The following is a 26,202-nucleotide window of genomic DNA, read 5'->3' as shown; positions in this document are numbered from 1 at the left end:
ACACCACATTTCACGAGTCCCAACTATGCCACGAAAAACAGAAACGATTGACCTGCGAGAAGAGTTTGATAAAATCGATAGCGAACTTGACGAAATTGCATATGAAGTCGCGAAGACAAACGCGGAATACGACGAAGACGAGACGACAGAACAAGAAGAGGCGACGCTCGCACGGGAACTAAATGGCCTGCTCGATCGGCGTGATCAACTCGAGCGGGAGCTCGCGGGCGTCCAATGGGCGATCGATCAGTGGGGTGCAGAAACCCCGACAGCCGCCGAGACCTGGAACGAATGGGACAAGCAAGCGTGGCTCGATCAGAACTACGAAACCCGCGCCCAGTACGTTCGCGATGGTCGCGTCGATGACTTTCTCGACAAGATCGAAGCGGTCGAGACGAGTCAGAACGTCAAAGACGCAGTCGAAAGTCGGCGGTCGAATCGGATCGACGACGACAGCGTCACCATCACGATCGGGGCACTCACCACGGGCGAGTTCGCGGACGTCCAGGATCGGACTGAATCGCTTCGGAACCAGATGGTAGGGATGGGTGATGATCCTGTCGTCCAGGGTGCTGGCTCGATCTATCGGACGGCAGCCGGCCTGATCGATGCCCCACCGATCGATGCCGATACTGATCTCCCACAAAAGACGGCCGTCATCCGAGAGACACCTCCGCACTTCAAAGAGTGGCTCGAGGGACGCGTCAGCGAGTTTTCAACGCCTGACGTGGACGTGGGAAACTTCAACGAGCGGTTACAGAGGGCCCAGGAGGACTTGGAAACGACGTAAGCGAACAGCTGCAGCTCGAGTTCGGACGGATGCTCCTCGTGTCTCACGGTCACGATCCGCGTGAAGTCGATACGTGGCCAGTCCGAGATGTCTGGACGTTCATGGAGATGTATCCAGTGATCCAGTCGATCGAAAATCCATTCGCGGGCGGTTTCGACGAGTGACCACCGCCAATTTTTGATAACAACGTTATGGTAGAATTCAGTACAGAAGCGATTTTAGACGTCGATGTATCCGATCGAAGTCTAAAGAAAACACGCTCGAAAATCCAGGATTCGATCGGCGACGTCACGGTCGACGTCACCGTTCCCGGAGGACAGATCGGCGGTCGACGCCGTGGTGGTGGCGGTGGCGGCGGTCAGATGGCAGCCCCTGGCGGGTCTCGCAATCGGCTGTCGAGACTTGGCGCTGCGACGGACACCACGAACAAACTACTCACCCTGCAGCTCGAGGAGATCCGCGATCTTCATGAAACAGTCGAGAAGATGGCGGCCTCCGAGGGCGGTGGGTTGCCACTCCTGCCACTAGCGGGACTCGCTGGAATGCTCGGCGGCGGTGGCCTGAAAGCCGGGCTCGCGAAGGGCCTGAAATCCGCACTCGGGCGACTCAAGAAATTCGGGAAGGGTGCCTAGAAACGGCTTCGACGCGGCGGTGCGTGGCTGAAAAAGCGCGGCAAAGGCCTATGGAAACGCGGGAAACGGTTCTCCGGGCGACTGCGAAAAGGCGCAAATCGGCTGTTCTCGCGAGCACGATCGGAGTTTGACGACGCGCTGGCTCGAGCGAGAAAGAGCCGACTCGGTCGGGCGTCCGGCCGGGCGTATCGAGCGGGTGCGTCGGCGTACGACGATGCCCTGAAATATGCGAAGGAAACGCGACTCGGTCGGGCCGCGGATAACGCCTATCGTCGCGGAGCAGGCGTCTATGACGATGCCCTGCGATATGCCAAGAACTCGCGAGTCGGGTCAGCATCGAAGCAACTGTTCGAAACGTCATCGAACAAGTTTGACGATGCGATCAAGGGAATCCGATCGGTCAACCTCCGACAGAAGGCATCGAAAACCGGCAGTGCGATCAAGTCCGCACTCGACAATATTCCGAAGGGCTTTCGAAGCGGGCTCGGCGGCGGCGGTGTGCTGTCCGGCATCCGAAAGGGCGGTGGCAGTCTTCTCAGCGGTGGCGGATCGGGGCTGATCAAACGTCTTCGATCGGGTGCCGGTCGGATTGCATCCTCAAAACCAGCAGGAATCGCAAAATCCATCGGTCGGAAAGTGCCGATTCTTGAGGGCCTGCTGTACGGTGGCGAGTACGCCGGTCAAAAGACGAATCGAGGACGCGGTCGGACGGTCGGCGGATTCGGCGGCGGGCTTGCTGGTGCTGCTGCCGGCGCGAAAGGCGGCGCGATGGCAGGGGCTGCTATCGGCTCGATCGTTCCCGGCGCTGGCACCGCGGCGGGTGCTGCTGTCGGCGGGATCGGCGGCGCGATCCTCGGCGGTATTGGCGGCGACGCGATCGGTCGGAAAATCGGGGAAGCGGCAACCAACGCATTCGATATCAAATGGCCACCCGCGCCCAAGGCGATTCGGAACTTCAAGTGGCCGAACCCGAAGAAACTGATGAACTGGAGTTGGCCGAAACCCGGGCGACTCCTCAACTGGAACTGGCCGAAACCACGGAAGCTAATGAACTGGGATTTCCCGAAACCGAAGCAGTTGCTCAAATGGGACTTCCCGAAGCCATCGAAACTCATGAACTGGAACTGGCCAGTCGCCAACCAGCTCAAGAAATTCAAGTGGCCGGAGATGCCCGATCTTAACCTCTCCGCGCCAAACTGGCTCAAGAAACTCGCCAACGGCAATATCGGGTTTAACACCGAACTCAACCTGAATCTGGGCATCAACGCACGGAATATTCAGAACGCGGTCTGGCGAGCGATCAACAATAACATCGGTCGAATCAGCAATCTGGTTCGCAAAGATATTCGAAGGATCGTGGATTTCTAATGGTACAACACTGGGCGAAGCTGACGGTTGGTGGCCAGGTCTTCGAGATGTCCAAAGGCATCGTTATTGAGGATGGTGTCCGAACCGGCTTTCTCGTCGGCGGTGATGGCGGCGGGTCGACCGTGAACGCGATGTTTCACGAGTTGATGGACGACGGCAACCCGTTCAACAACTCGACAGGTGACGGCCAGCGTGCCGGCATCCACATCGACAAAGGCGGCGGTGTGTTTCAGGTGCAGATTGAGTTCCAGACCTACCAGGGCAACACCGACGCTTTCGGCGGTGCGGGCGGCGGTGACGTCTGGTCTCAGGCAGGCGAACTCTCGAAAGCGATCGAGCAGACCGAGGTTGATTCGTTCCATCCTGCCCGACTTGAGTACGGCACCCGAACCGGCGGCGGCGCGCTCGACGTCGTCTTCGAACAACCGATGACGACGCTCGACGTCAACAAGTTCGGGATTGCGGAAGGCAGCCTGACGTGTCTGAAAACTGCTGACCTACGGAACGCACTCGACGCGATCAAACGACTACCGTTTTAAGAATCATGCCAGATATACAACTATACAACCTCGTTATCCCGGGTGACTCACAGACCGGGGCAAGCGGGTCAGCAGCGAGAAACATCCAATCCGGAAGCATCCCTGGCGAAGACGTTGCGGCGGTGCAGTCGGTCGCGGTTGAACCGGAAGACCGATCGATCACGGGCCAGTTCCGCGCTCGCTTTGCCGACGAGATGGCGGCTGAAATCAAGGAACTGTTTAACGCGGCATCGTTCGGTGCGGTGCCGTTCACCCACGTCGATACGGCACATCGCCCCGAACACGGCTATTATACGCTCCGGGACGTCACCGTCGAGCCGATCGAAGCGCGTGCTGATGGCCTGTATCGGATTGACGGCGATCTCGTCCGACAGGGGACGGCAACCTCGCACTATCGGGCCGTGCGCACGAATCCCGGCAGTATCGATAACCCGTTCGGCGGGAACCCCGGAGAGATCATCGCGATCCCGGAGATGGCTCGCGATGTGATGTGGATCGACGAGCGTGGCGGACAGCGGAAAGACGCGGGCCCGGTCGCGCGTCGCGAGGGTGAATACTGCACCCACGTCCTCTATGACTCGCAGTATCCTCCCTGGACGAAACCCACGCTCGTCTACAAGATCGATTATCACCAAGAGCCGCGGGGCGACTGCCGAGTTTGGGACGATCACAACCGGGAGAAAGTCCTGTATGAAGAGCCCCCGGGCGACGGGAGTTCGGTCGGCGATGCAATCGTCGGCAGTGCAACGGTCGGCAGCGGTCGGCGCGTTCGGGTTGCGTCAACTTGGCAGCGTGTCTTTCGTACAGATCACGATTTCGACGGCCGAATCATCGTCGAGAGTGGCAGTTTGCGGTTAATCCCAGATGAGGTAAACGGCAAACTCCGGGCGTTCCGCTGGAATTCCATGACGTCGCACTGGGATTTGCTGCAACTCGGAATGTCTCCATGGCGGCTCAAAACCTTCAATCTCTCGCGGATCGGCCCGGAGCGTGTCGAAGCGATGGTTGATTTCCGCAACCAGGAGACAAACGACCTGTATCGATTGGATATGATGCTTCGCCGTGGCCTTGGACTCGCACAATGGACAAAGCCAAATAACGCATCGCCAACGCCAGACGGGCTCGTCGACCGACTCGCGCCGATCGCACGGCCATCCGGTCGCGACTCGCGCGAAGTGCAAACGCTCATTCGAGATTCAAATATCCCTGCCTAACCAACGATGCAAACAAAAGACGGACGCATAACCGCTGACGGCTGGCATATCGAAGTCGACACACCAAACGGACACACGCATACAATCTCGCCACAAAAAGACGTCCAATACCAACCACAAGAGGGCGGAATCCCATCCATTACCGTCCCGGTGGAGAAAAACGACAAGTGGTCTGACGAGCGGTTTGAAGACGCTCCGATGCGGGTGTGGAAAAACGGCGATCGAAAGCCGATTTCCACACTCGATCTAATTCGCCAGACCGAGAGCGAAACCGAACTGCGCGGTCGCGGTGCTGTCGAGCTCGAGAATCCTGCCGAACGCGAGTATGACGTCATCGCGATGCATGATGCCGTCAAAGAGTTGATCGAGACCGAGACGGATCTTGTCCCGAACGTCGATCGACCCCCAACCGAGCGTGACGAAGACGTCCTGGTGCAATCGGCAACCCGCCAGGAGGAGATGGAAAATCTAACCTCATTCGCCGATACCGATCCGGTACAAGCCCGATTCGGAGGGTATATCTCCTGTAGTGAGACGTGCAAGCCAAAGTCGGTTCCGGGCGACGCAAATATCGCACCAGGGCCCGAAGTCGTCTCGGGACCGGAATACAACGGCGGCCAGGCGTATCATTTCACGGAAGAGGGCGATCGGGTTGTCATTGAGGTTCGGTTTGATTACGACGTCCCGGTCGGCCGCGTTGGGATGAAAATACGCGATCTCGTACTCGGTGCAAGTAATATCGAATTTCGATGGACAGGTGCCGGTGCGTCAAAGGCAGTTTTCCAGGAATTCAGTGACTCGTCAGAATCGCTATCATGGAAAGAGATCGGCACCGAAGGCTACTGGCAGCCCGATCGGGACTATCGGAGCGTCATCGGACGGAAGCTAGAGGCAGGCCAATCCTATTTCTTGGGCGTGGTCGCAACCGGGCCGTGCGATTATGTCCTGGATTCGGCAGCCGTTTACGATACTCGATATGAGTACACCTGGCCGAATCCCGGCGATGAAAACTCCGGCAATTACCTCCCTGGCCCCGAGGTTTACCCGGATAATGTCTGGTTTTGGACGGATAACGTCCCGCAAGCGATGGCAGTCACTGGGGCATCAATCGAGACCGAACTAAGCCGAACCGATACCGTTTCGGGCGGTGATTTACGAGTCGGATTTAGCCATACCGGGACTGATACCGTTATCACGGGCCAGCAAGGCGCGGATTCAACAGACTGGGAATCACTGCCAAATCCCGGAGCGTCACTTCGTGCCTATTTCGTCCTGTCTCGAGCGGGTGACGATCCCGGGCGCAATGACTTTCCGACCCGCGGGTTTGCTACCCAGGAATTGCATAGCTGGGAGTTGCGGGCGGATCTCGAGAATTTGCCCTTAGTGGTCAATCAAAGCTATAATGACGAGCTCAAGTCGATCCTCTCCGAGATGGCCAACCAGGGAAATTTCCTATGGGCGGTCAGCTATGAAGAGGGGGAAGGCTTGCGTTTAGACTGGACGAAACCAGGACAGCGCATCGCCGAGACGTCGTTTAGTTCCGAGCGATATTCAATCGAGAAGGATACCTCGCGACGGGTGCAGGCGGCGAGCGTATATGGCTCATCGCGTGACTATGAGGATTTCTTTTACGCCGATCACGGGACGGCTATCGAGCTCGATCAAGCGCGAATTCAGCCGCAAACCGAGACCGTCACCGACGTCAACAACGACACAGAATACGCGCGGGGATTCGATTACAAGATCGACAACCGGGACGGGACGATCACCACGCTCGCTGATGGCCGGATGACCGATGGCGATCGATACGTCGCGACCTATCGATACGACACCTATGGCGAGTACGTTCTGCCGGGCGTCGATCCGGACGAAGCGGACTGGTTGCCACCGAAGGACGTCTCGGGGCTGATCAACAACCAAAGCTGCCAGCAAATGGCCCGTGTCATCGTCGAAGAGCTGCAAGAGCCCCGATTCCTTGCCGAAGTGACGATCCCGAATGAGGATGCGAACTGGGGGCTCGTCGAGTCGGTGCGGTTCGACGACCCGATCGCCGATGGTCGGGCCCTCGCTCCGAAATCGGTGACGCGGAACCTCGGCCAAACACAGGCAACATTCGGGAATGGATCGACATTCGAGGATATGTTGTCTCAAATGTCCGCGCAACTCAGCGCGGTAACGCGACAGAGCTAGGCGGCAACTTGCGATCCATAAACACTAGATAATACAATACTCATGAGTGGAGACATTTTACTCGGTAATGGTGACGATATAACCGAGACAGAACTAGCACAGCATGCCTTTCGCACACTGACGACCGATATTGTCGAAGTCGGCCTGAATTTCGACGTCGACCATACGGCAAATGAAGTCGATATCGGGGGCGGGCGGGCTGTCGTCAGTGGCACGAACAATATGGCATTCCCTGTGAATGTCCATGCTGAGACTGGGCTCAATCTGCCGGTCACCTCCGGCATTAACTACGTCTTTCTGGTGGTTGATCTCGACGCGGATTCAGTCACGATCGAGATCAAATCATCGGATTCGGCTCCCATGGTTGGAACTGGCGGGACGCTCCGGCTCGGAACGATCGACACTGCCGAAGACGAATCGACGCCGATGAATCGCGGGTATGATCTCACACTCGATTCGATCACGGGCGGGGTGACCGACAATCAGGCAGTCGATACTCTTGCGGGCGATAATCTGGACATTCAGAATGGGGAATTGACGGCCGATTTCAGCGATCACGTCGTCAATCAGCGAATGTTCTCGTTGTCGAATAACGGCACCGAGCAGTGGTTTAAGATCGGACGGGTAGACAATGGCGGCAATTTCAATGACTCACATTTCGGATTTGATCTACAGTTCGCAGGGCCAATTAGCGCTCCACCGACCGGACTTCGCGGCTACTTCGCAAACCGAGATGACGACCCACACCTCGAGTTTGAATCATACGGATCGGAGAAGAATCGACACGCGGAGGTAGTGATTACATCGCCATCATCGACCAACGAACACTACCTGTATATCAAGGCAACGAGCTACCTGAATGCTCGCTTAGTCATTTGGCATTCTCCCAATAAATTCGGGAGCTTTGATTACCAAGTCGGGCTCACGCAATCCGATACGACTGGTGAGATCGTCTACGATACGGAAACGATGACGCCGAACGCGGTCAAAGAAATCGGCGATTTGCATATTGAGGATGCCCATCTCGAATATGATTCATCGACCACACCCAGCGAGTTCCGACTAGTGACGCGATCGGGGACGACGATCGCGACGTTCCCAATGGACGGTGAGACATTACCGAGTTTCACTGGACAGACGGTGCGGACATTAGGTGACGGCGAGCAGCAAGCGGTTGTCGTCATCAGTGATACCAAACCATCGAATCTCGACGGACAGACGCTATGGGCTGACTCGAGCGAGGTCGAGCAATAACAATGGCACAATACAATATCGTCGATCAGGGCGCGGACAACACCGGATCCAACCCTATTGATCCAACACTCGACGACCTGGTCGGATCGGGCGATACTGTCTATTTTCCCGAGGGGCAGTATCTGTTAAACAGTCTCGTCGTTGGATCCGGAGTAACTAATTTCACACTCAAGGGCAGTCCGAACGCGACGCTGATCCCGCAAGACTACGGCAGCAATGCAACGAATCTATGGTGGGACGTCACTGGCGATGGATTCGTTGCCGATCAGTTTGGCATCGACGTGCATGGTCGAAATCCCGGGACGATGTTTGTCGGGTGTAATGATTTCGAGTTGACGCGACTCGCGACGCATGGCGAAGTGCACTGTGAAACTGACGGTCAGGCACCAGGCGATTCAACACCTTCCCGAACGTGGTTGCGACCGGAAGTCCCTGATTCGGGGCATAGCGGCCTTATCGAGGATTGTTATTTTCATGACGGCAGTAACCAATCAGTCAGCCAGGGAAGCAACCGACGCGCTATTCTCGTCGAAAAAGGGTCTGGCGATCTGACGATCAATCGTTGCTGGTTCGAACGCTGGGGTGAGAATACGATTTATGCGAAAAACCCCCGCGGGAAGGTCACAGTACTCAATTCGTTTGTTAAAAATAGCCAGAACGGAATCCGGACGGGCGGGAATACGGAAATACATAACACGCTCGTTATCCAGAATGAACGCTGTCCTCCGAACTGGGCTGATAGCCAACTTCAGCGCGGAATCCAGTACGAAGCCGATGAGGCATCAAGTAATGGCCCGGATTACGACACATACTCCGGCACCCACTCAGTCACCGAATGTGACTTCGTTATCGATGCTGTCCCGGATAACCCGCCTCAGTATCCTGGCGCGGCGATCGGCGGGTCAGCAGTCCCTGAGCGTGCAGAAGTCATCAACTGCCGAATCTATTACCGATCGAATCGAAGCGACGGGGCGATCTACAATGGCGATAGTACGGATCAGCCGGCACGATACTGGGCGTTTGATGACGTCCATATCACGCATAACGGAGTATCTGGCCAGTACCATATCGAAGTGAATGCGACACCGGATAACTGGGGCGCTGTAAACGGTGTCCTCGGCGGGAGTGATTCGAACTATTCGAATTCAGCACACGTCCGGAATAATATGATACTTGGCGGGAGCCCGGATCCGCCAAACACAACCCGGCCGATGCCAGACCCGCCCGCGGATTCGAACCCCCCGATGACTGATGCAGATATTCAGTTCATCAAAATCGATAATTCGGGCAATTCGACCGGCAGCGGCTATTCGTTTAGCGCGACCGGGACGATCCACCCGACCGCTCGGAAAGGCGCGAACTATCTGATGCGGAACTGGGGGTTTGGAGATGACGCATCGCGACGGACGAAAAAATGCCGTGGCCATACGTCACCGAATGAGATCCACTGCTATTATGTCTATAACGGGGCGTTCGACCCTGAATCGTGGTCACAAACGGGCGATGCAACGATCTCGGTTGACGAGTCGACCCCAGAATTTGGCCCGTCACTGAATCTTGTCGATGCATCCGGCACAGTTGTCGGAGCGTTCGCTGACGGATCGATCAAACTCGGCCCGGATGCGACGCCGATCCCGCTGAAAATCCAGAATGAAGAGACGGGCGAATGGGTGCCGCTCGTCGATGCGAACTGATTGATCCCGAGTCGAATCGCGACGTCCACAACTAGCCCGCTGGCGGCTTCGCCAGCAGTGATCCAACTAAATGCCAATTAACAACCCCAACGCACTGTTTGAAACTGACGATCCGCTTAATGAGGAGACGGTCGGAAAACTCGTCAAACTATTCGCGAAAGCCGATAGTAGCGGGTTTATTTTTGAAGGTCTCTCGACAACAGCCGATCACGCAAACAACGATATTAGCGTTGGTAGCGGGCGAGCGATTATCGTCAATGGCGAGCAAGCATACCCAGTCGAGCATCCTGGTGTGACGGATGCGTCGATGGCAACCTCGAGCGGGGTGAACGTGGTTCGGGTCGTCTACAACCCATCTGTTAATGACGACGTCACAATCGATATTCGGACAAAGAGCGCATCGGCACCGACGAATCCAGCGCTCAAAATCGCCGAAGTCGACTCGCTTAACGACCAACCGGCAAACGAATTCAACCGACAGAAAGACGATTCGTTTGGGACGGTTCAAATCTTAGATGCGTTCATCGATCCAGCTGGGAACACATACACAGGGAGCGTCCCGAGTTGGCTGAATGGGACGACGATTTCGCCAAACACAGTCATCGCGGGCCAGACGTTCACCGATCCGGCCGGGAATTCATACACAGGGGGCGTTCCGAGCTGGTTAGACGGCTCGACGATCTCGCCGGACGGGGTTAACGCGCTCGAGTCGATCACGACACCGTCACTGAATGGCACCATCAAATACGTCACTGCCGAAAGCCAACTGCAAAACCACGTCGGGAACGGGAACACCGTCATCATCCCATCGGGAACGACGATCAGCGTCACCGATCCCGTTATCTTAGGCGATAACGACCATCTACAAATCGAACCCGGAGCCACCATTCGGCAGGCGGATGGGTCGAATCTGAGCAACTTTCGAACTGTCGTTCGAACTCACGGAGATAATATTATCGTCGATGGCGGTGGCACGATCGACGTGAATGCAGCCGGGCAATCAGCTGTAGGATATCGTGGTGTCGGCGACGTCCAGGGCTCAGGGCCATATAAAAACATCCGAGTAAAGGATCTCACCATCTATAATGCAGGCGAGCGAAGCCCTGTTGAGTTCGGTCGAAGCTCGAATGTCTGGGTCAAGGATTGCACGTTCGGCGGCGGGAGTCAATTCGACACAAGTGCCGTTGCAATCGAGGCACGGAGCGGCGATATAACGAATATTAATGTTGTCAGGAATACCGTTCGACCACTCCACAGTACCCTTTCAGGGGATACGTTTTTCGTTGATTCAATAACGGACAGCGGGCATAAAGTTCGACGCTTTTCCATCAACGACAATACAATCGAAGGACCATTCGGAACGCGGACGACAAATGAATCTGGTGGGTGGCAGGCAATTCTCGTCGAAGAGGGTGGCCAATCCGGAACCATCTCCGAAAATAAGATTCGTGCATCGCCTGATGACGGCAGTGGTGCAGGTATTCACGTCAATTCTATCACTGGTGCTGGTGGCACTGGAACGATCACGATCACCGGGAACACGGTGAAAGGAGATCCCAACGCAACACAACCAGATGGCTCGTCCGTAAATGGGATTCTCATCAGTCCGGACGTCCTATGCAGTGTAACCGGGAATATCTGTGTTGGTTTCTCGAATAACAATATTGCCAATAATAGCAATGAGTCGGTGATTGTCGGGAATATGGTGAACGGCAGTATCTACGACAATAATTCAGATGCAGTCATCGCAAACAACCGGTAAAGGTAATTTCATCATTTCCCGTTATCGAGGAAACACTACTCTCTATCCTGCATGTTGTTACTAACGGTGTACCGAAGTGCCATCAAACCCAATTGAACGATACAAGCACCCGTCACAAGTAACGAGATAACACCCCATAGAAGAACCAAGTTGAGGGCGGCGAATGAGTGAGCCCGGGCACCGAATATTGGTATGGCATCGATGAGGGATGCGAGGATAACAACCGGCGCAAAGCCCAAAACGCAATAAATGAATCCCTGTATCCAACTTGGACCTTTCAGTAGACCGATCCCTTCATTGTTTGTAACTGTCATTATGACTCTCTTCCGGTGTAGTAATTACCGACGAGTAGTCCGCACAGTATCCAGAAGGGGACAAAGGCGGTGATTCGGTCAATTGGCGAATGCGTCCAGAACGCAATACCAAGGACACCAAGCAATCCAGACATAACGCCGATTGTCTCCAATCGTAGCTTCGATCCCGGTAGAAGGGCTAAACATCCAACAACGAAAACCGACAGTATCGCACCCATGTACAGTAAGAATCCGGGTAGGCCTGTCTCGGCAAGGAGCCCAATATAGATATTGTGGACGGCCATCCGGTGAATATCCATCGGCCCATAGACCGTTCCTGAGACGTAGTTGAAGTTACCACCGCCAACGCCGAAGAGCGGGTTCTCGACGAAGGCTTCAATCCCGGCGCGGTATTGCTCCCATCGGTGCCCCCACGTCGTTGCTGGGGCGGTAGCTTCGGCAGTCGTTGTTGTCGTTGTCGTCGCCTCAGTCGTGGTTGATACTGTTTGTCCGGTGGTCGTGGTGGATGTCGTCTGTGTTGCAGTCGTCGTTGTTGCAGTCGTCGTTGTTTCAGGAGTGGGTTGTGTTTTGGATTCTTGAGCGATGACCGACATTCGCTTTGAAGGATAAAACACGATGGCAAATACGCCGAAGAGAACCGCCCCGATCCCAGCTACTTTTTCGCGGAGCGCTGTAATCCTCGTTTGGACACTACCAAACAATCCGTAATACGCGAGTGCAACCCCAAGGAGTGCCGTGCCAAGCACGATAAGAATTCCTCCGCGGATTGAGTCAGATCCACTGGTTCGGGTAATCAGTATCAGATAGAGGGTTGTTGAGAAAAGCACGACACTCCATTTCCGGTGAGCTTTGACAGCAGAGACGAGAAGGATTGGTATTACAAGGACACTCAAAATGCCAAGGATATACCCGTGACCGGTGAACGCGCCAGCGATGATATCGCTGGTAAATCCTGTATTCGGATAGACAATCGGGTCGAGTCTTGGGATAACCGCCTCACCAAGCACTGTGAGTCGGAATGAATGTCCTGCAGCGAGCTGGACACCAGCGAAGATAGCTTGAGCAACGACGGTCGCACAAAAGACAGTGAGTGCGGTCGTATATCCGATCACGCCGGTTCTAACAGCACGCATCGAAACGCCAAACGCCAGCAAGCCAACGAGCATTCGAAGCGTGAAATAGAGTGCAGCGTCCATCCCCGCCGGATTTCCGACAAGTGCCACGACTAACGACCACCCAACGAATCCGGCAAAGAGGAGTTCGGTTCGGGAGGTTGTGTCTCGGATGGATCGTTTATAGACAGCAAAATACCCGACGAGAAGGATCAGCGGGACTTCTAACAGCCAGAGTTGTGGCCCTAAATTCCCCTGAAATTGTCGGAGTGCAGCAGCAGAGGCAAACGGGATATTCGCCCCAAACATGGACGTCACGATTAGCGCGACAGTAAGCGCCAATCCAAGCGTTTTAGTTCGGAAGAGAATCGTCGCATAGAGAATTCCGATCAACACGACAGTAAAGGCGACTGAATAGAGGGGCGGCGTTCCGAATAACCCATGTGCGATCGCATCAATCAATGGAGTTCCGAACACCAATCCGATGATCAGCACCGCTGCGTATTGCAGGGCAGTTGATTGACGAAGAATGCGCGATATTTGCATCATTACTTAGATTCCGCGTAGTTCGTCAGTAGATGGTCTATAGCGTCATTGATACTGTTCAGTCCATTTTTTGCTCGATAGACATCGAGACGGCGATACACATCAGGTGAAACGGACGGCCGTTTTCGTTCTTTGGCCACAATGGTACCGTCGGTACCATCTGTACATAAGTTTTCTCGTACAGTCACAAAATCAAGCCAACAGTGACCCCCAGCATTGCGCGTGGGGCGAGTGGTTTCTCGCGACGATCCTTGCGGTACATAGTTACAACAATGACAAGAATAAACATCATCGAAGAGGGTGCCGATCGAACCGGAGAAGAACCGATCGACAAGATACTCGACGAGCACAACACATCAGGCACGGAGTTTTACTTCCCGGAAGGGAGATACCGTCTCGATCAGTTCGCGACCGATAATCCGAACATCCAGTTTCGCGGGAATAACGCAACGCTCGTCCCAACACAGACGACCCGAATGCGAAACTGGTTTGAGATATACGGCGACGGATTTGTCTTCGACGGATTCGAGCTCGACTTTCAAACGTGCCCCTATCCCCCACGATTCCATCTCGAAGCAAGTGGATGGCGATACGAAAACGTCATCGCACGCGGCCATTGCGGCACCGATGGCGAAGATGGCAAGCCGAGAGACATGGGCATTCACGGCGTGACATTTCTCCGGATCTATGAGACCGATCCGGATGGGACTAGCATCATTCGAAATGTCTACCTGCCGGACGGGAGCGGGCCACCAGGTGCCAGGACAAACCGTCGTGGTATCTTGATCGCCAACGATCAGATGAAAGGTACGATCCGATGCGAAAATCTGTGGATGGAGCAATGGGGTGAGAACACGATTTACGCAAATAACCACCCTGGAAGGGTTGAGATCGTCGATTCGTATTTCAGGAACACAAACGTTGGCGTTCGACTCGGCGGCGATTCACTCGTCGAAGGATCGCAATTCATCCGGAATTACGACGTCCCCCTACAGAGGCAAGGGTGGTCTGGCGGGTCATTGATGCGCGGGGTTCGAATCGAAGGGGACGATGAGGAGGCGTACCCTGGGACGCTGACGATCCGCGACTGTGATTTCAAGTTCTATTCACCGTCCGGGGATTTCGATGGTGGCGAGGGGCCGTGGGACTCGCGACCGCCGATCGCGTGGCATAGTCCCTGTGAATCGGTCGAAATCGAGGACGTCCGAATACAGTATGAGGGTTACCACGGAAGCCCGGTCGATAAAAACGACAAAGACGGCGCTGGCGGGAATCAGAAGCGACTCAATGTCAGGAATGCCGAAATCGATCACGGCGGGTGGAAGAAATACGCGGCGATCAATATCGGCAAATCGCCGGACGAGATTGGCGAGATCAGTGGCACAACGAACTCGAGCGGCGGGATCGTGTCTGGAACGCCAGTCGACGTTGCGATGACCCAAGGAACGCCAAAGCAAGCATCCGAAACGCCGACGATGGATCCACCGCCGAAGGTCGGTGAGACACCTGGATCAAAGGATGACGGGCACTTGCTCGTCATCGATGCGACCGAAACCGATCGGGTCGAATACGAGCTCGAGGTGAGTGGCAGCCTTCGCGCGGTCGCGGAATACGGTGCGAGCGTCGATGCCGAAGATTCAATCAAAGGAAAATCGGTGTCCGGATGGGCTGATAATTATCTTGACGCCTATCGTTTCGATGGTGAAATCCGGTCGCTGTCTGTCGATGGCGATCCGAAGTTACTCTTTGCACCAGCAGGAGCCGTCACCACAACTGAAAAGACGGTTGATGAGTTGCTCGCATTCCGGCCAGCGAGCGCGCATTCAAAACCCGAAAACGCGAAGTTGTTGATGTTCGACGGCCGGAATGTCGATGGCGGGGCAACCTATCGCGCCGAGATATCAGGGGAGATCGCCCCAGCGCCACCGTATGGAAGCGTCGACACAACCGACTCGATCGATGGCCGGATCATCTCCGGCGAAGTGATCGACTATACGGATGCGTACTGGTTTACCGGCGAGATCGAATCGCTGGAAGTCAACGGCAATACACAACTCAAGTTCGCACCACCTGGTGAGAAACCCGAACCGACCACCGTTGCGGAATTGACTCGGTCGGCAGACAGCGTTTCCGACGAGGAAGCGATGGGATTCATAAAATCCCTGTATGCCTTCCTGTACCGATTTTTCAACCAATGACCTGATTCACCGATGGACATTACACTAGTCATCCAAAGTTGCATCGCTAGCGTTGGGTATGCGTTTACCTACGCCATCAAAAACCGACAGAAGAAAGGCCAAAAGATCAAGTTAATCAAGATCGCACCGCCGGTTCTCATCGGCCTTGGGCTTGGGATTGTCTACGCGCAAACGGGCGTCATCCCTTCGCAAATGGCGATCAAAACGCGGCTCGCGGCGATGGGCGGGACAGTTGCACTCGTCGAAACCTTACTCAAAGCGCTTATCAATTCGGCACCGCACCCTGACGAACTCTAACGAGGATACACTATGGAGAGGATCCACCACCGTAGAACGTATCGCCCTAGAAGCAGGGGGATGAAATCCCCCACTCCGAGCTTTGCCCCCTCGCAAGAGGCGGCACCCCATACCGACACAAATCCAGTATATGATTCTTCCGCCATGCAGAAAAGGCGTGAAATTAAGTTGATGGTTTGTTGTCGAAAAGGGGGCACCAATCATGATACAACAATCACATCCCGACATGAATGAAAACGAAAGAAAAAATCCACCTTGGTCTTGGTGTCGTCTCGTTTCTACTATTTCTCGCGTTACTCGTCCGGCAAGAAGTTGTCCCCGACTATACAATGAGTCGGCAGGCGATCATACTGCTCGCGGCAGCCATATACGCAACCATGCAAATCGACATTCTCCGGAGGGAATAACATGGTAGATCAATGGACGATCCAGATCTCCATCAAGCTCGCCGGATTGCTCGTTGGCACGCTTCTGCTTGGATTTGGTGTCGCGATATGGCGATTGCCCCGGTATGAAGACACCGACGACGAATATGCACGGTACTTCGGCCACGTTGGGTTTATCCTCTTGCTAGTGGCCAACGGCGGAGTTGTTTGGACGCCGTTCTGGGCGCTCGCGCTCGAAGCAGGAGGATACGCCCTTGCTGCACTCTTCGGAACACGGTGGTTTCTGCGAGTAACACGAGCAGACGACCCGTCCCCCCTGTAACTGTTTTTCGAGAGTTATCTTTCGCTAGTACGCCATACTAACGACTAGAGGCATCGCTATCGTTAAGATAGAATACTAACCCGGTCGCGAACAAAAGTAAAAATTAGTCGTCGGACAGCGCCGAAAGTGCGTCGATGAGCCCCGGAATGTCATCGGCATCGACGACGATGCCCTCTCCCGCGCCGCCGGGCCAGTAGTGTTCGATCACAAAACGGCCGCCGGACGGAACAACGCGCAATCCAGGTTCTCCGTCAGCGGGCTCGCGAACGATCTGTGTCTCGCTCATAGCCATCTCACCAACCGATCGATGACTTTCTCAACACGGTCGGAGACGCTTGTCATCTGTTGGGTTGGGTCGATCCGAAGATAGAACAGGACGTCCGTGGCACGTTCGCCGAGTCGGATCGTCCCGCGCGGTGATCGGCTGTTGTAATCCACGACGCCGACATCGGCTAGCGCCGGGATGTGGGTTTGATACAGCGCGTTGTACGTTCGCTTTCGTTTTGTCGAATCTAATCTGTCGCGAGTGGTGTCGTATTCGCGACTCGCGACAGACTCGACGAGATCGCGAAACCGCATCCGGCCGTTGCTTCGGTCGAGCACGTCGAGCACGAGTCGGCGACGTCGGGATTTGAGCAGGTGGAAGATCTGATCGCGATCGATTCGCGCCATCAAACGTCACCTCCTGCATCGGCAAATCGGCGCGCCAGCAGCGGATCGACGTCTAGTCCGACAGGGATCGGTCGCGTCCCGCACGCCATCTCGACGGCGGTGCTTACAGATCACGCCATGCTCGGATCGGTATTTGTGATCCGCGCACGTACACGCGCCATCGCGATGATCGACGATATACTGCGATCCGTCTTCGGAATACACTTCGAACATGCCGGGTGCGTGCGGTGCAACCAACAGCAGCTCGGTCGCTGCACGACGGTCGCGATCGTCAATTCCGATTGAATCAGGAGCGTCGGAACAACTGGCGATCGACATTAGGATCGGACCCCCTGGCTGCCATCGACATTCCCTGCACTGCTGGCTTGTGCATCAATGCCGTGAGCGTTTTTCAGCACAGCGCGGTATTCGCGTCGAATCTTTTGCTTGCTCACGCCGAATACAGACACCGGGTTAGGGTTGCCGCGGTCAGTCACAACCGATCGGTAAATCGTGAGATCGTCGGGGAATACGAAGTCGCCGTCTTCGGTGGCGTCAATCTCGTAGTTCCGGCGGTGGTAGCCGCGGTTGTCGCCACGCGCGTAGTATGCCTGCATGTAGGGCGTCGCACCATCGGCTTTTTCGTAGGTCAGCCAGCCGAGTCGCAGTTCGACGAGATAACAGCGCTCGACAAACTCGTCGTCAATGTCGGCCGGGAGCTCGCCAGCGTCGATCGCGTCTTCGAGTGACTGACGTGGGTAGCTGTCGTCGTCCGCGTTCGCGAACGTCTCGGCGTCGGGGTTCTTTCGGGCGACGGGCTCGAAGACTTTCTTTCCGATGCGTGCCTCGATCGAGAGTGACCCACCGTTTGGTTTCTCGTCGTAGTTCGCCATCAGTTGAGCCCTCCGATCAGTGGTCGGTAGTCGATACGTTTTTCATCAACGGGGGTTTCGTTCATAGTGCTTCAGTAGCTCCTGAAGCGCGGTTCGGTGCATCAACACCGGGCCCTTTTGCGAAGGTATCCCGCGCTTCCTACTCTATAGTATAACCCCCAGCACCATATAACTAACGATGTTAGCTAAGATTGTTAGTTAGAGATAGTAGCTAACATCCATAGGTTTACAAGGTTAGGCAACATCGTAAGAAACGTATGGTGACTCGTAAACGAGGACATATGACCCTCGCACCAGAGAAACTGCGAAGCATCGACCACCTGTTGCTCGAGTATTTTGACGACAAACAGTGCATCACCGCAGCCTATGCCCAAAAGCGGTTGCTCAACGATGACGATCATGATGAGGTCTCGCGCGCGTACGTCTCACAACGATTGATCAACCTTGCCGAACACAACCACGCGCAGAACCTATTGGACACTGAGCTCTACGAGCTCGTCGACGATCCTCGAGGAGATGATGATGACTCAAAGTGATGCAAAATCCGAAAACCAGACTGTACAGAAAGAATGTGATATGCCGGAGTGTGCGAACATCGGAACGAAGGCGTGCCGAGACCCGTCGAACAGCCTTCTCGACTTGTGTCGGAAGTGCCGCCGTGAGTGGCCCGTGGAGGTGCTGGAATCGTGAAGTCTGAACGCCGTAGTGAGCATCTGGAGTACGCGGGAAATGATTCGAGTGGCACTCTCACGATAAGTGCCGTTACGCTCGATGACAGCGGGATGTCTCACTGTGACGACGAAGAAATGGAAATCGAGATTCCGTCGCGTGGCGTGCTTCAAATCGAAATCAACGGTGAAGAGGTCGCGTTGGAACCGAACCAATTCGGCGGAAATCCACGGGTGGAACGACGATGACTGTTCAAGACACACAGCCAATTCGACAGCGTGGAATCTACCTGATGGCAGACACGCCCCTAAGTGCAATGCCGCTTGCACTGGAGGACGGGAATGGAGACAAAAACCTGCTCGCCGATGTCCTCGGAGACGAACTCACGGGCGAGGAACTTGACGACCTCATCAGTAAACTAAAGCGACGTCGGGCAGAGGATAGCGAAGATGGCACGTCGATTGTGTGCGGATTCTGTGGACACGTCCGTCCAACAACCGAGAAGTTCCCGACGTTGGTGAGTTGCGAGGCGTGCGGGTCTTCAAACGTGAGGTACGACAATGACCGACGTTGAGTCTTCGAAGGATATCCATCGGTGGGATCATCTCTCGGACGCTAATGAACCCTGCCCGTTGTGCGAAGTTGTTGGACAGCCCACGATGGATCACACTACCGACGCTAAGTGTGTTAATCAGGATTGCGACGTAGTACACTACAGACAAGGAGACGACGATGAGTGAGCAGTCTTCCCCGCCGATCAAGCGGCTATTGGACGTCGTCGAGACTGACCCACAGACCCGGTTCGGTTTATCTAGCGCGCAACAACTAGTCGAACAGATCGGTGAATTGCGCACCGAGTTGGAAGCGCTGGGGGGTTACTGTGCTAAGCCCGGCTGTAGAAACAACGGGACGATACCGGTATCGGTTGACGGCATCGGCGAAACATCGATCTGTCGACCGTGTATGTGCAAGTTCCTGGATGAATCTACTTCCCTTTTCGGCGATTGATCGGAAGCGACCAAGTTAGTATAGCATACTAACTCATGAAATTGTCTAAACCAATTCAACGAACCGCTTTCCTCTTTCCTACTCCTTGCGACGGTCGCTCAATTCCTCTTCCACGATCTCCGTGAATGCATCGGTGTTGTTCGGCTCGTAATCATCAAAGTTCTCGAGAACAACCTCGCCTTTCTCCGTGATCGCATATACACCGCGGCCAACATTATTGACTAATCCGTAGTCTTCTAACTGTCGAAGACGTGTCGTGACAGTTTTCCGATGACGATCGATTGCTTCTGCGACGTTCGCCCCAAGATTTTGCGCATCTTGTAATTCCTCCAGTATCAGGCGATCCGTCGGGCGTTGAAAGATCATTGGGCCAGTCATAGTGGCGCTCATTAATACTACCAACGGTATGATTGCACTTAGAACCATTGGGAACAGGTCATAGTCTAGAGTACTTCAGTATCTACCCATTGGTAAGATTCTTTATGGACGTCGGTATCTTCCCACTGGTAATATTAAGAGTCTAGAATTATATAGTACTAACTGGAAGATCCGCCTTAATCCAGTAGATACAGGGCCTAACCGCAATGTGCCCCGGGTGCCACCAACACCCGAGACGGTGTCTTCCACCGAGAGGGTCGAAGACATGCAATCATACATCGACTACACACATAGATATACGGGACTTGTCCCGTGTAAGGAACAGCTTGTTGACCAGTATTCCGGCCTTGTAGGAGTAGTCGATACTCCTTGGAATAGTCCAGCGTCAATTGTAAATAATATTGAAAAGTCGGCGCTGTCGTGCAGTTTCACTTTCACTCCGGGTGGCTCTAATTTAAGTGATTATCAGGACAACAGACTAAACCGACGCCGGACAGTTGCGGGGGACAGCCCATCACGACAGTCCCCGCATCACCGGAGTCTCGCAACCACAACAATGACTCACGAGACTAGTAGTTCGTACGAAGGCACAGCTATTGGAACTTTCGGAAAGTGCCCTCTTTCCGATGAGTTCTCTGGGGGTGTCGCTGCATGAGTATCCGCGTTATCTCGGATCTCACCGAGTTCCAACTCACAACGCTCGGCGTGATCGCCGAGCTCGACGCTCGCGAAGGCGATTGTTACGGCCTAGCCATCAAGCGCCGTCTCGAGGACTATTACGGCGAGCAGGTCAATCACGGGCGACTGTATCCAAACCTCGATACGCTCGTCCAAGACGGGCTTGTCGACAAACGACCGCTCGACAGGCGCACCAATGAGTACGTGCTTTCCGATTCCGGCCGGGAAGCGCTCGAGACGCGTCGCGACTGGATCAACCGGAAACTCAACGTCGGGAACGACGAGAGCGATGTTTGAAACCATCGTCGGCATGACGGTCGCGGCGATCGGGCTGACGTCGATCAAGTACGGCCTTCGACCGACCCCAACCCCGACCGCGGTTCCAGAAGGTGGTGTCGAATGAGTAAGCCCGACAGCAATACCCGGGTTTTCGATCTCGACGTCCCGTACGTCTCGTCTCATGCAGCCGATCAGTGGGACGCTAGAACGCCGTCGGACTCGATTAGCCCTGAGCGAGCGTGGATGCAAGCCCAACGAGTCCGATCGGCCGATCGCCTGACTGGCATGAGCGAATGTCGGTATCATCACGATACGGATGCGCTGTTGTTGATGGACGGCCGGTGCATCGTCACGGTTCTCGTCAAACCATTCGATCTCGCGATCGAGAACGCGCTCGAGTCGATCCGACAGACCGGAGGTGACGACGATGACGGTGAATAGGGATGCCGCACTGACCAAAGCGTTTGTGCTAGCAGTCGTCGCGTCGGGGTTCTGGGCGATTATGCTACAGTCCGCGACGCTTTCGGCAGTCGAGCTATTCGTCGTCATCAACAGTCTCGCGTTGCTGACGGTGTCGATTCTGATCGCCGCGACAGTCTGGTTTCGAATTCCGGACGAGACCTGGATCGCGATCGCCGGAGGTGAGAACTGATGCAAATTGAATATCGCGATATGCAGTTTATGGGGGCCGTATCGGACAAGAACAGTCAGCTATTCGGGACTGATTTCGTCTCGAGCGTGGTCGAGCAGCGCCTGTCGAACCCAATGGCGCTTCGATCGTTCGCTGTCGAAATCATACCCGACTTCGTCCAGGACTTCTTCGACAGCGATTTTGAGGGCCATTGCATCCTTGATACTTTCCGATCGGGAGTATTTGGGGTGGGTGCCGAGCTTCTCGTCGAACTGATCGACGACGTCGTCATTCTCACCGACCCAAATGCCGATCGTAGTGCCATCGGACATACCGTTCGATGCGACACAACCTGCAAGGATAAACATGCCGGGAGGGTTGCCTGATGGCCGAGCGCTGTCCCGAATGCGGCGATCGCGTCCCGAGCAAAGACCACCTAGCCGACCACCTATCTGACGAGCACGATGCATTCGACTGGATAATGTCCGGTCGACCGATCATGGAGGGGTCGGCATGACCGTCGAACAGACCAAGCACGTGTGCGACGAGTGCGGATACTCATTCCGGACGCTGTCCGCGCTTCGGCTGCACGATTGCGTCGAGCGTCGGAACGTGATCGAAACGGATGGGCTAACCTCGAGCGAGATTGCCGAGCGAGTTGTCGACCACGTCAGTACGTGCGAGCGCTGTGGTCATCTTCATCGCGGTAGTTTCACGCGCGAAAACAACCTGACTGATGGCGACACATTCACACTTCGGTTTGCGTGTGAGCGCTGCGAGTACGCGAATGAGAACACCGCGGTTCTAGATCGAGAGGAGAGATAATATGTTTGACACTGGGTTTTATAACACTAGAGGTGAACGAACTACCGACTCGAGTAACGCTTCGGCGGCGAACACACCACGTTTCCGCTGCAAGGCTGCAAGGCATTTCTGCAAGGTTCGCCCGAACCAACCTGCAAGGACGGGCGAGAATCGCACACCGTTGTCGGGATGCCCGATGTCCCACGTGGGGAGATTAATTTGCTTATCACGCTTCATGGGACAAATTAAAATACCGAGGCAGTGAGGTGCAATCATGCCCGAAGAGACGAACCGAACTGTCGTAAAAACATACATTCCGGAGTATCAGAAAGATGAATGGCGGTCGCACGCCGACGAACTCGACATGAGTCAGAGCGAGTTCGTCAGAACCATGGTACAGGCCGGAAGACGCGGTTTCGAGATAAACCCCGCGCAGACCTCTGAAGGAGGGTCGAACCCCAGGGGTGACGAGCTGAAAACACGCCTGCTCGAAACCCTTGCATCCGAGGAAAAGATGTCATGGGACGAACTAGTCGAGAGACTAGCCGGAAATTTCGAGGATAGGCTCGAAAACGCGCTGAACGAACTTCAGTCCGCAAATCGAGTGCAGTATAGCGGACGGCACGGAGGATACACGCTCGTGGGAGGCGTCGATGGCCGCACGTAGTTCGGACAGTCCGAACCCCGACGACCCGGTCGGATACTTCCTCCAAGACTTGCTCTATCATGGGAAAAGCGAGCGAACCCGAAACGCCTACAAGCGCGTTCTGCGGCGTTTCGAGGCGTTTCTCACCGATCCCGAGCAGAACCTCTCGGGGCGAAGTGTCGTCCCAGAAACGGCGACACAGCGCGACTGCATGGCGTGGATTCACACTCTTCGTGGCGACCACGCCGAAAGCACTATCGCAACCTACGCCTCCTACCTCCACCGATTTTACGCCTACATGACGCAGGTTGGCGCGTTCGAGTCGAATCCGATGGCGCTCGTGGTCGAGGAGATGCACGAATCCATCGACAAAGACCCGATGCGGCGCGAGATTTCGGTGGTGGACATGCGCGAATTTGTTTCCGAAGTGACGCATCCACTGGAACGCGCCGTTATTTTCACCCTGTTGAAAACCGGGATGCGTGTCGGCGAGGTGAGCAACCTCGATCTGCAAGACGTGAATCTCGCTGACGAAGATGCGCGGGGCGCCTACTCGCTCGGCGAACGCCCATCACTCGACGGACGTCCGGATTCGATTTTCGTCGCCGCGAATGCAGTCAGAGGGCAAGCCATCAACGGAGAGGAACGAACTGCCTCGAACAAGCGAAAACGCGAAACCATCGTGCCGGTGGATGATGAACTCCGGCGGGTACTCGTCCGGTGGCTCGCGATTCGACCGGACGCCCAATCGCCTGCGGAACCGTTGTTCGTCAGCACGAGCGGCAACTGGGGGAAACGACTCACGCCCAAAATGATTCGAAACATCGTCGAACGGCACGCCCGCGAACGTGGATGGTACCGAACCGGCGGCGGTGCGGAAGAGAACGTCACGCCGCACTACTTCCGGCATTTCTTCACGACACATCTTCGCGACCGAACCGGCGACCGCGGCATCGTCAAATACCTTCGCGGCGATGTGGCGAGCGACATCATCGACACCTACACGCACAACTGGGGGGATCGCGTGCGAGAAGTGTACGAAGCGAACATCTACACACTGTCGTAAATCGCCTTTCGCGCTATCGAGTACTAGAGTTGGGTAGTTGGATAGCTGTCGAGAATCGAGATATACGAGAAGGTGTGGTGAGTAGCCTCGACACGGGTTTTACACCGTATGTGCGGTCGTACGGAACGGAGACGAATACGTGTGAAATAAATCCGTTCGTTCAGCTGAACTCACCCTGGTATCGTGGAATCGTTGAGAATCGGGCCACATGAAACCGAATCGGAACAGTACAGGTGGTTATCCGTTGATGGAGCGCGTAGAGAAGATGGCAATTCACAGCGAATTTCGAATCAGCGAGGACGGAACTGCGCGTTTTTCGTGAATTTCATCTTGCAAAAATGACATTCGACGCGACAAAAAGCGAAGGGGGATGTCCGAAACAAATCTTATAAATCCCATATTGCTATATCAAAGATGGCCACACCTGCCGTTTTACGGACTCCGAAACAACAGTGGTATAACGGTCATTACTGCAGCAGTTACGAGGATTACCCTCGTTTTCCGGGCGGTAGGATAGCTCTACAAATTTGAAACTTCTATGTGCTTTATCAGAGGTACCGACCTACAAGTGCGCGAGGGAGAGATGTCCGAGAATAAAAATCACGACACCGAAAACGTCGAATCGACAGAACGGCGGTCGTTCATGAAGAAAGGTGCGCTCGCGACGGGTGCGCTGGCGTTGGGCCTTGGAAGCGCTGGAACCAGTGCCGCACAGGATAGCGAGGTGTTGGTCTACACGTACGACTACCACCCGAACGTCCAGTTCCGCGTCGAAAACACGTTAGACCAGTCGACGGTTATTCAGCTGCTCCAACTACCCGGTGGCGGCGACGTGCCCGAAATCAGCCAACCGGACGACTACAGCGGGTGGGTTATCCGCTACAACCTCGGGAACGGAAACGCCTCGATTACCACGGTTCTGTTCTCGCGGGATGCGAGCCTCAGCACGGATGACCAGAGGAGGCTGTCGGGAGATGCGACCATCTTCAGCAGTGAACTCAACCTGCTGAGCACCAGCCTCCAAGGAGGTGGCGGCGGTGGAAACACCACGACGACGACACAAGGAAACGCATCCAACGGAAACTCGTCCGCCTGAAGCGCATCCAAACGGATTCATTTTTCGGCGAACAGTACGATTGGGAAGCGAGAGTAATCAGTCGTCGGCAGTGACTACTTCTTCGTGCTCGATGGTCGTTCCCAACACGTCCAGGAACTGTGAGAGCCATTCGACGTGGTCGCTCCAATCGCGACCGGTCACCAGATTACCGTCGGTCGTCACACCGTCGTAGTACTCGCCACTGGCGTCTTCGACGTCGGTTTTCAGCGCGGGGTAAGCCGAACACGTTCGCCCTTCGATGACGTCCGCCGCGGCGAGAATCTGGGCGGCGTGACAGATGGCGGCGATGGGTTTGTTCTCGGCATCGAAGTGCTGAACGGTCTCGATAACCTCGCCGTAGTTCCGGAGGTATTCGGGTGCGCGACCGCCGGGGATGACGAGGGCGTCGTAGTCGGCGGGGTCGATGTCGTCGAACGATGCCGTGAGCGCGAAGTCGTGTCCTCGTGTCTCGATGTACGTCTGGTCGCCCCGGAAGTCGTGAATCGCAGTTTTTATCGTATCGTCGCCGTTTTTCTCGGGACACACGGCATCGACCTCGTGGCCGACCGCCTGTAGCGCTTGGAACGGTACCATAATCTCGTAATCCTCGCCGTAATCGCCGACTATCATCAGCAGTTTCTTTTCCGCCATCGGGAAGCATACGACGTGACGGAGCAAATAGATACTGCCAAATAGAGTGGGCAAATCGGCGGGAACCGATATCGACGACCGAGGAGACGGACGTGATCGGTGTTCCGCATTTCTGTTCGAACCATGATAGCAGA

Annotated in this window: 32 protein-coding genes; 25 read left to right on the top strand and 7 right to left on the bottom strand. The window is 55.2% G+C overall.

Annotated elements, in window-relative coordinates; genetic code table 11:
• Positions 1-25 precede the first annotated feature (25 nt).
• The 10 genes from LIX15_RS19630 to LIX15_RS19590 all read left to right on the top strand — a co-directional run bounded on the left by LIX15_RS19630 (position 26) and on the right by LIX15_RS19590 (position 11,443).
• Positions 26-790 (top strand): hypothetical protein, encoded by a 765-nt coding sequence (locus tag LIX15_RS19630; protein ID WP_227775261.1) that lies wholly within the window; start codon positions 26-28, stop codon positions 788-790.
• 29 nt (positions 791-819) lie between these two features.
• Entirely contained in the window at positions 820-954 is a 135-nt protein-coding gene (locus LIX15_RS32870) for a hypothetical protein (protein ID WP_265338385.1), read from the top strand.
• 27 nt (positions 955-981) lie between these two features.
• Entirely contained in the window at positions 982-1,422 is a 441-nt protein-coding gene (locus tag LIX15_RS19625) for a hypothetical protein (protein ID WP_227775260.1), read from the top strand.
• 498 nt (positions 1,423-1,920) lie between these two features.
• Entirely contained in the window at positions 1,921-2,790 is an 870-nt protein-coding gene (locus LIX15_RS19620) for a hypothetical protein (RefSeq protein ID WP_227775259.1), read from the top strand.
• Positions 2,790-3,329: a hypothetical protein gene (locus LIX15_RS19615; RefSeq protein WP_227775258.1), complete on the top strand. Its 540-nt coding sequence runs from the start codon at positions 2,790-2,792 to the stop codon at positions 3,327-3,329. Before LIX15_RS19620 ends, LIX15_RS19615 begins: the two co-directional genes overlap by 1 nt.
• A gap of 5 nt (positions 3,330-3,334) precedes the next feature.
• Complete coding sequence (locus tag LIX15_RS19610) at positions 3,335-4,543, top strand: hypothetical protein (protein WP_227775257.1); 1,209 nt, start codon at positions 3,335-3,337, stop codon at positions 4,541-4,543.
• A 6-nt stretch (positions 4,544-4,549) separates the two neighbouring features.
• Positions 4,550-6,733 carry a hypothetical protein gene (locus LIX15_RS19605; protein ID WP_227775256.1) on the top strand — a complete coding sequence of 728 codons (2,184 nt, stop codon included), beginning with the start codon at positions 4,550-4,552 and terminating at the stop codon, positions 6,731-6,733.
• A 42-nt stretch (positions 6,734-6,775) separates the two neighbouring features.
• Complete coding sequence (locus LIX15_RS19600; protein ID WP_227775255.1) at positions 6,776-7,987, top strand: hypothetical protein; 1,212 nt, start codon at positions 6,776-6,778, stop codon at positions 7,985-7,987.
• 2 nt (positions 7,988-7,989) lie between these two features.
• The gene (locus LIX15_RS19595) at positions 7,990-9,681 is read left to right on the top strand and encodes a pectate lyase family protein (RefSeq protein WP_227775254.1); all 1,692 of its coding nucleotides are present in this window, start codon (positions 7,990-7,992) and stop codon (positions 9,679-9,681) included.
• Between the two features lie 70 nt (positions 9,682-9,751).
• Positions 9,752-11,443, top strand: a complete 1,692-nt coding sequence (locus LIX15_RS19590) for a glycoside hydrolase family protein (RefSeq protein ID WP_227775253.1) — start codon at positions 9,752-9,754, stop codon at positions 11,441-11,443.
• Positions 11,444-11,756: 313 nt separating this feature from the next.
• Here the strand turns inward: LIX15_RS19590 and LIX15_RS19585 are convergent, their stop codons facing one another.
• Positions 11,757-13,418, bottom strand: a complete 1,662-nt coding sequence (locus LIX15_RS19585; RefSeq protein ID WP_227775252.1) for an O-antigen ligase family protein — start codon at positions 13,416-13,418, stop codon at positions 11,757-11,759.
• A 269-nt stretch (positions 13,419-13,687) separates the two neighbouring features.
• Between LIX15_RS19585 and LIX15_RS19580 the strand changes: the two genes are divergently transcribed.
• The 4 genes from LIX15_RS19580 to LIX15_RS19565 all read left to right on the top strand — a co-directional run bounded on the left by LIX15_RS19580 (position 13,688) and on the right by LIX15_RS19565 (position 16,618).
• A complete protein-coding gene (locus LIX15_RS19580) occupies positions 13,688-15,613 on the top strand; it encodes a hypothetical protein (protein ID WP_227775251.1) in 1,926 nt (641 codons plus the stop codon).
• Positions 15,614-15,625: 12 nt separating this feature from the next.
• Positions 15,626-15,910 (top strand): hypothetical protein, encoded by a 285-nt coding sequence (locus tag LIX15_RS19575; RefSeq protein ID WP_227775250.1) that lies wholly within the window; start codon positions 15,626-15,628, stop codon positions 15,908-15,910.
• A gap of 230 nt (positions 15,911-16,140) precedes the next feature.
• A complete protein-coding gene (locus LIX15_RS19570) occupies positions 16,141-16,317 on the top strand; it encodes a hypothetical protein (RefSeq protein WP_227775249.1) in 177 nt (58 codons plus the stop codon).
• Position 16,318: 1 nt separating this feature from the next.
• Entirely contained in the window at positions 16,319-16,618 is a 300-nt protein-coding gene (locus tag LIX15_RS19565) for a hypothetical protein (RefSeq protein WP_227775248.1), read from the top strand.
• Between the two features lie 103 nt (positions 16,619-16,721).
• On the opposite strand, the gene LIX15_RS19560 is transcribed toward LIX15_RS19565, so the two are convergent.
• The 3 genes from LIX15_RS19560 to LIX15_RS19550 form a co-directional block, all read right to left on the bottom strand.
• Complete coding sequence (locus LIX15_RS19560; protein ID WP_227775247.1) at positions 16,722-16,904, bottom strand: hypothetical protein; 183 nt, start codon at positions 16,902-16,904, stop codon at positions 16,722-16,724.
• The gene (locus LIX15_RS19555) at positions 16,901-17,290 is read right to left on the bottom strand and encodes a DUF7344 domain-containing protein (protein ID WP_227775246.1); all 390 of its coding nucleotides are present in this window, start codon (positions 17,288-17,290) and stop codon (positions 16,901-16,903) included. The genes LIX15_RS19560 and LIX15_RS19555 overlap by 4 nt, the downstream gene beginning before the upstream one ends.
• Before the next feature lie 317 nt (positions 17,291-17,607).
• Positions 17,608-18,162: a hypothetical protein gene (locus LIX15_RS19550; protein WP_227775245.1), complete on the bottom strand. Its 555-nt coding sequence runs from the start codon at positions 18,160-18,162 to the stop codon at positions 17,608-17,610.
• Between the two features lie 281 nt (positions 18,163-18,443).
• On the opposite strand from LIX15_RS19550, the gene LIX15_RS19545 reads away from it, so the two are divergent.
• The 3 genes from LIX15_RS19545 (at position 18,444) to LIX15_RS19535 (ending at position 19,405) form a co-directional block, all read left to right on the top strand.
• Complete coding sequence (locus LIX15_RS19545) at positions 18,444-18,698, top strand: hypothetical protein (RefSeq protein ID WP_227775244.1); 255 nt, start codon at positions 18,444-18,446, stop codon at positions 18,696-18,698.
• A 150-nt stretch (positions 18,699-18,848) separates the two neighbouring features.
• Entirely contained in the window at positions 18,849-19,079 is a 231-nt protein-coding gene (locus LIX15_RS19540; protein ID WP_227775243.1) for a hypothetical protein, read from the top strand.
• Positions 19,076-19,405, top strand: a complete 330-nt coding sequence (locus tag LIX15_RS19535) for a hypothetical protein (protein ID WP_227775242.1) — start codon at positions 19,076-19,078, stop codon at positions 19,403-19,405. The genes LIX15_RS19540 and LIX15_RS19535 overlap by 4 nt, the downstream gene beginning before the upstream one ends.
• Before the next feature lie 512 nt (positions 19,406-19,917).
• Here LIX15_RS19535 and LIX15_RS19530 read toward each other — a convergent pair.
• A complete protein-coding gene (locus LIX15_RS19530) occupies positions 19,918-20,229 on the bottom strand; it encodes a hypothetical protein (protein WP_227775241.1) in 312 nt (103 codons plus the stop codon).
• Positions 20,230-20,868: 639 nt separating this feature from the next.
• Here LIX15_RS19530 and LIX15_RS19525 point away from each other — a divergent pair.
• The 3 genes from LIX15_RS19525 (at position 20,869) to LIX15_RS19515 (ending at position 21,826) form a co-directional block, all read left to right on the top strand.
• A complete protein-coding gene (locus LIX15_RS19525; protein ID WP_227775239.1) occupies positions 20,869-21,192 on the top strand; it encodes a PadR family transcriptional regulator in 324 nt (107 codons plus the stop codon).
• Between the two features lie 102 nt (positions 21,193-21,294).
• Positions 21,295-21,615: a hypothetical protein gene (locus LIX15_RS19520; protein WP_227775237.1), complete on the top strand. Its 321-nt coding sequence runs from the start codon at positions 21,295-21,297 to the stop codon at positions 21,613-21,615.
• Positions 21,602-21,826 (top strand): hypothetical protein, encoded by a 225-nt coding sequence (locus LIX15_RS19515; RefSeq protein ID WP_227775234.1) that lies wholly within the window; start codon positions 21,602-21,604, stop codon positions 21,824-21,826. The genes LIX15_RS19520 and LIX15_RS19515 overlap by 14 nt, the downstream gene beginning before the upstream one ends.
• 59 nt (positions 21,827-21,885) lie before the next feature.
• Here LIX15_RS19515 and LIX15_RS19510 read toward each other — a convergent pair whose 3' ends face one another.
• Positions 21,886-22,137: a hypothetical protein gene (locus tag LIX15_RS19510; protein WP_227775233.1), complete on the bottom strand. Its 252-nt coding sequence runs from the start codon at positions 22,135-22,137 to the stop codon at positions 21,886-21,888.
• Between the two features lie 53 nt (positions 22,138-22,190).
• Between LIX15_RS19510 and LIX15_RS32865 the strand changes: the two genes are divergently transcribed.
• The 5 genes from LIX15_RS32865 to LIX15_RS19490 all read left to right on the top strand — a co-directional run bounded on the left by LIX15_RS32865 (position 22,191) and on the right by LIX15_RS19490 (position 25,417).
• Positions 22,191-22,322, top strand: a complete 132-nt coding sequence (locus LIX15_RS32865) for a hypothetical protein (RefSeq protein ID WP_265338384.1) — start codon at positions 22,191-22,193, stop codon at positions 22,320-22,322.
• Positions 22,319-22,630 carry a hypothetical protein gene (locus LIX15_RS19505; RefSeq protein ID WP_227775231.1) on the top strand — a complete coding sequence of 104 codons (312 nt, stop codon included), beginning with the start codon at positions 22,319-22,321 and terminating at the stop codon, positions 22,628-22,630. The genes LIX15_RS32865 and LIX15_RS19505 overlap by 4 nt, the downstream gene beginning before the upstream one ends.
• Before the next feature lie 253 nt (positions 22,631-22,883).
• Entirely contained in the window at positions 22,884-23,276 is a 393-nt protein-coding gene (locus LIX15_RS19500) for a DUF5805 domain-containing protein (protein WP_227775229.1), read from the top strand.
• Positions 23,263-24,321 (top strand): tyrosine-type recombinase/integrase, encoded by a 1,059-nt coding sequence (locus tag LIX15_RS19495; protein ID WP_227775227.1) that lies wholly within the window; start codon positions 23,263-23,265, stop codon positions 24,319-24,321. The genes LIX15_RS19500 and LIX15_RS19495 overlap by 14 nt, the downstream gene beginning before the upstream one ends.
• Positions 24,322-24,904: 583 nt before the next feature.
• Entirely contained in the window at positions 24,905-25,417 is a 513-nt protein-coding gene (locus LIX15_RS19490) for a twin-arginine translocation signal domain-containing protein (RefSeq protein WP_227775225.1), read from the top strand.
• Positions 25,418-25,474: 57 nt separating this feature from the next.
• Here LIX15_RS19490 and LIX15_RS19485 read toward each other — a convergent pair whose 3' ends face one another.
• Positions 25,475-26,068, bottom strand: a complete 594-nt coding sequence (locus LIX15_RS19485) for a DJ-1/PfpI family protein (protein WP_227775223.1) — start codon at positions 26,066-26,068, stop codon at positions 25,475-25,477.
• Between the last annotated feature and the right edge of the window lie 134 nt (positions 26,069-26,202).

The sequence above is a fragment of the Haladaptatus pallidirubidus genome, from assembly GCF_020700235.1.
GTDB classification, from domain to species: Archaea; Halobacteriota; Halobacteria; order Halobacteriales; family Haladaptataceae; genus Haladaptatus; species Haladaptatus pallidirubidus.
Note: the sequence above shows the minus strand (reverse complement) of the source record. Positions and strands in the feature narration are given on the sequence as shown.

Bases quoted from the DNA above. Each gene is read 5' to 3' on its own strand.
- LIX15_RS19535 (WP_227775242.1), top strand. From the start codon at position 19,076: ATGACTGTTCAAGACACACAGCCAATTCGACAGCGTGGAATCTACCTG.
- LIX15_RS19500 (WP_227775229.1), top strand. From the start codon at position 22,884: ATGCCCGAAGAGACGAACCGAACTGTCGTAAAAACATACATTCCGGAG.
- LIX15_RS19565 (WP_227775248.1), top strand. From the start codon at position 16,319: ATGGTAGATCAATGGACGATCCAGATCTCCATCAAGCTCGCCGGATTG.
- LIX15_RS19580 (WP_227775251.1), top strand. From the start codon at position 13,688: ATGACAAGAATAAACATCATCGAAGAGGGTGCCGATCGAACCGGAGAA.
- LIX15_RS19595 (WP_227775254.1), top strand. From the start codon at position 7,990: ATGGCACAATACAATATCGTCGATCAGGGCGCGGACAACACCGGATCC.
- LIX15_RS19555 (WP_227775246.1), bottom strand. From the start codon at position 17,290: ATGGCGCGAATCGATCGCGATCAGATCTTCCACCTGCTCAAATCCCGA.
- LIX15_RS19625 (WP_227775260.1), top strand. From the start codon at position 982: ATGGTAGAATTCAGTACAGAAGCGATTTTAGACGTCGATGTATCCGAT.
- LIX15_RS19575 (WP_227775250.1), top strand. From the start codon at position 15,626: ATGGACATTACACTAGTCATCCAAAGTTGCATCGCTAGCGTTGGGTAT.
- LIX15_RS19590 (WP_227775253.1), top strand. From the start codon at position 9,752: ATGCCAATTAACAACCCCAACGCACTGTTTGAAACTGACGATCCGCTT.
- LIX15_RS19585 (WP_227775252.1), bottom strand. From the start codon at position 13,418: ATGATGCAAATATCGCGCATTCTTCGTCAATCAACTGCCCTGCAATAC.
- LIX15_RS19510 (WP_227775233.1), bottom strand. From the start codon at position 22,137: ATGTCCGATGGCACTACGATCGGCATTTGGGTCGGTGAGAATGACGAC.
- LIX15_RS19530 (WP_227775241.1), bottom strand. From the start codon at position 20,229: ATGAGCGCCACTATGACTGGCCCAATGATCTTTCAACGCCCGACGGAT.
- LIX15_RS19495 (WP_227775227.1), top strand. From the start codon at position 23,263: ATGGCCGCACGTAGTTCGGACAGTCCGAACCCCGACGACCCGGTCGGA.
- LIX15_RS19560 (WP_227775247.1), bottom strand. From the start codon at position 16,904: ATGAGCGAGACACAGATCGTTCGCGAGCCCGCTGACGGAGAACCTGGA.
- LIX15_RS19545 (WP_227775244.1), top strand. From the start codon at position 18,444: ATGACCCTCGCACCAGAGAAACTGCGAAGCATCGACCACCTGTTGCTC.
- LIX15_RS19600 (WP_227775255.1), top strand. From the start codon at position 6,776: ATGAGTGGAGACATTTTACTCGGTAATGGTGACGATATAACCGAGACA.
- LIX15_RS19525 (WP_227775239.1), top strand. From the start codon at position 20,869: ATGAGTATCCGCGTTATCTCGGATCTCACCGAGTTCCAACTCACAACG.
- LIX15_RS19615 (WP_227775258.1), top strand. From the start codon at position 2,790: ATGGTACAACACTGGGCGAAGCTGACGGTTGGTGGCCAGGTCTTCGAG.
- LIX15_RS19550 (WP_227775245.1), bottom strand. From the start codon at position 18,162: ATGGCGAACTACGACGAGAAACCAAACGGTGGGTCACTCTCGATCGAG.
- LIX15_RS19505 (WP_227775231.1), top strand. From the start codon at position 22,319: ATGACCGTCGAACAGACCAAGCACGTGTGCGACGAGTGCGGATACTCA.
- LIX15_RS19485 (WP_227775223.1), bottom strand. From the start codon at position 26,068: ATGGCGGAAAAGAAACTGCTGATGATAGTCGGCGATTACGGCGAGGAT.
- LIX15_RS32865 (WP_265338384.1), top strand. From the start codon at position 22,191: ATGGCCGAGCGCTGTCCCGAATGCGGCGATCGCGTCCCGAGCAAAGAC.
- LIX15_RS19490 (WP_227775225.1), top strand. From the start codon at position 24,905: ATGTCCGAGAATAAAAATCACGACACCGAAAACGTCGAATCGACAGAA.
- LIX15_RS19605 (WP_227775256.1), top strand. From the start codon at position 4,550: ATGCAAACAAAAGACGGACGCATAACCGCTGACGGCTGGCATATCGAA.
- LIX15_RS19515 (WP_227775234.1), top strand. From the start codon at position 21,602: ATGACGGTGAATAGGGATGCCGCACTGACCAAAGCGTTTGTGCTAGCA.
- LIX15_RS19630 (WP_227775261.1), top strand. From the start codon at position 26: ATGCCACGAAAAACAGAAACGATTGACCTGCGAGAAGAGTTTGATAAA.
- LIX15_RS32870 (WP_265338385.1), top strand. From the start codon at position 820: ATGCTCCTCGTGTCTCACGGTCACGATCCGCGTGAAGTCGATACGTGG.
- LIX15_RS19520 (WP_227775237.1), top strand. From the start codon at position 21,295: ATGAGTAAGCCCGACAGCAATACCCGGGTTTTCGATCTCGACGTCCCG.
- LIX15_RS19610 (WP_227775257.1), top strand. From the start codon at position 3,335: ATGCCAGATATACAACTATACAACCTCGTTATCCCGGGTGACTCACAG.
- LIX15_RS19570 (WP_227775249.1), top strand. From the start codon at position 16,141: ATGAAAACGAAAGAAAAAATCCACCTTGGTCTTGGTGTCGTCTCGTTT.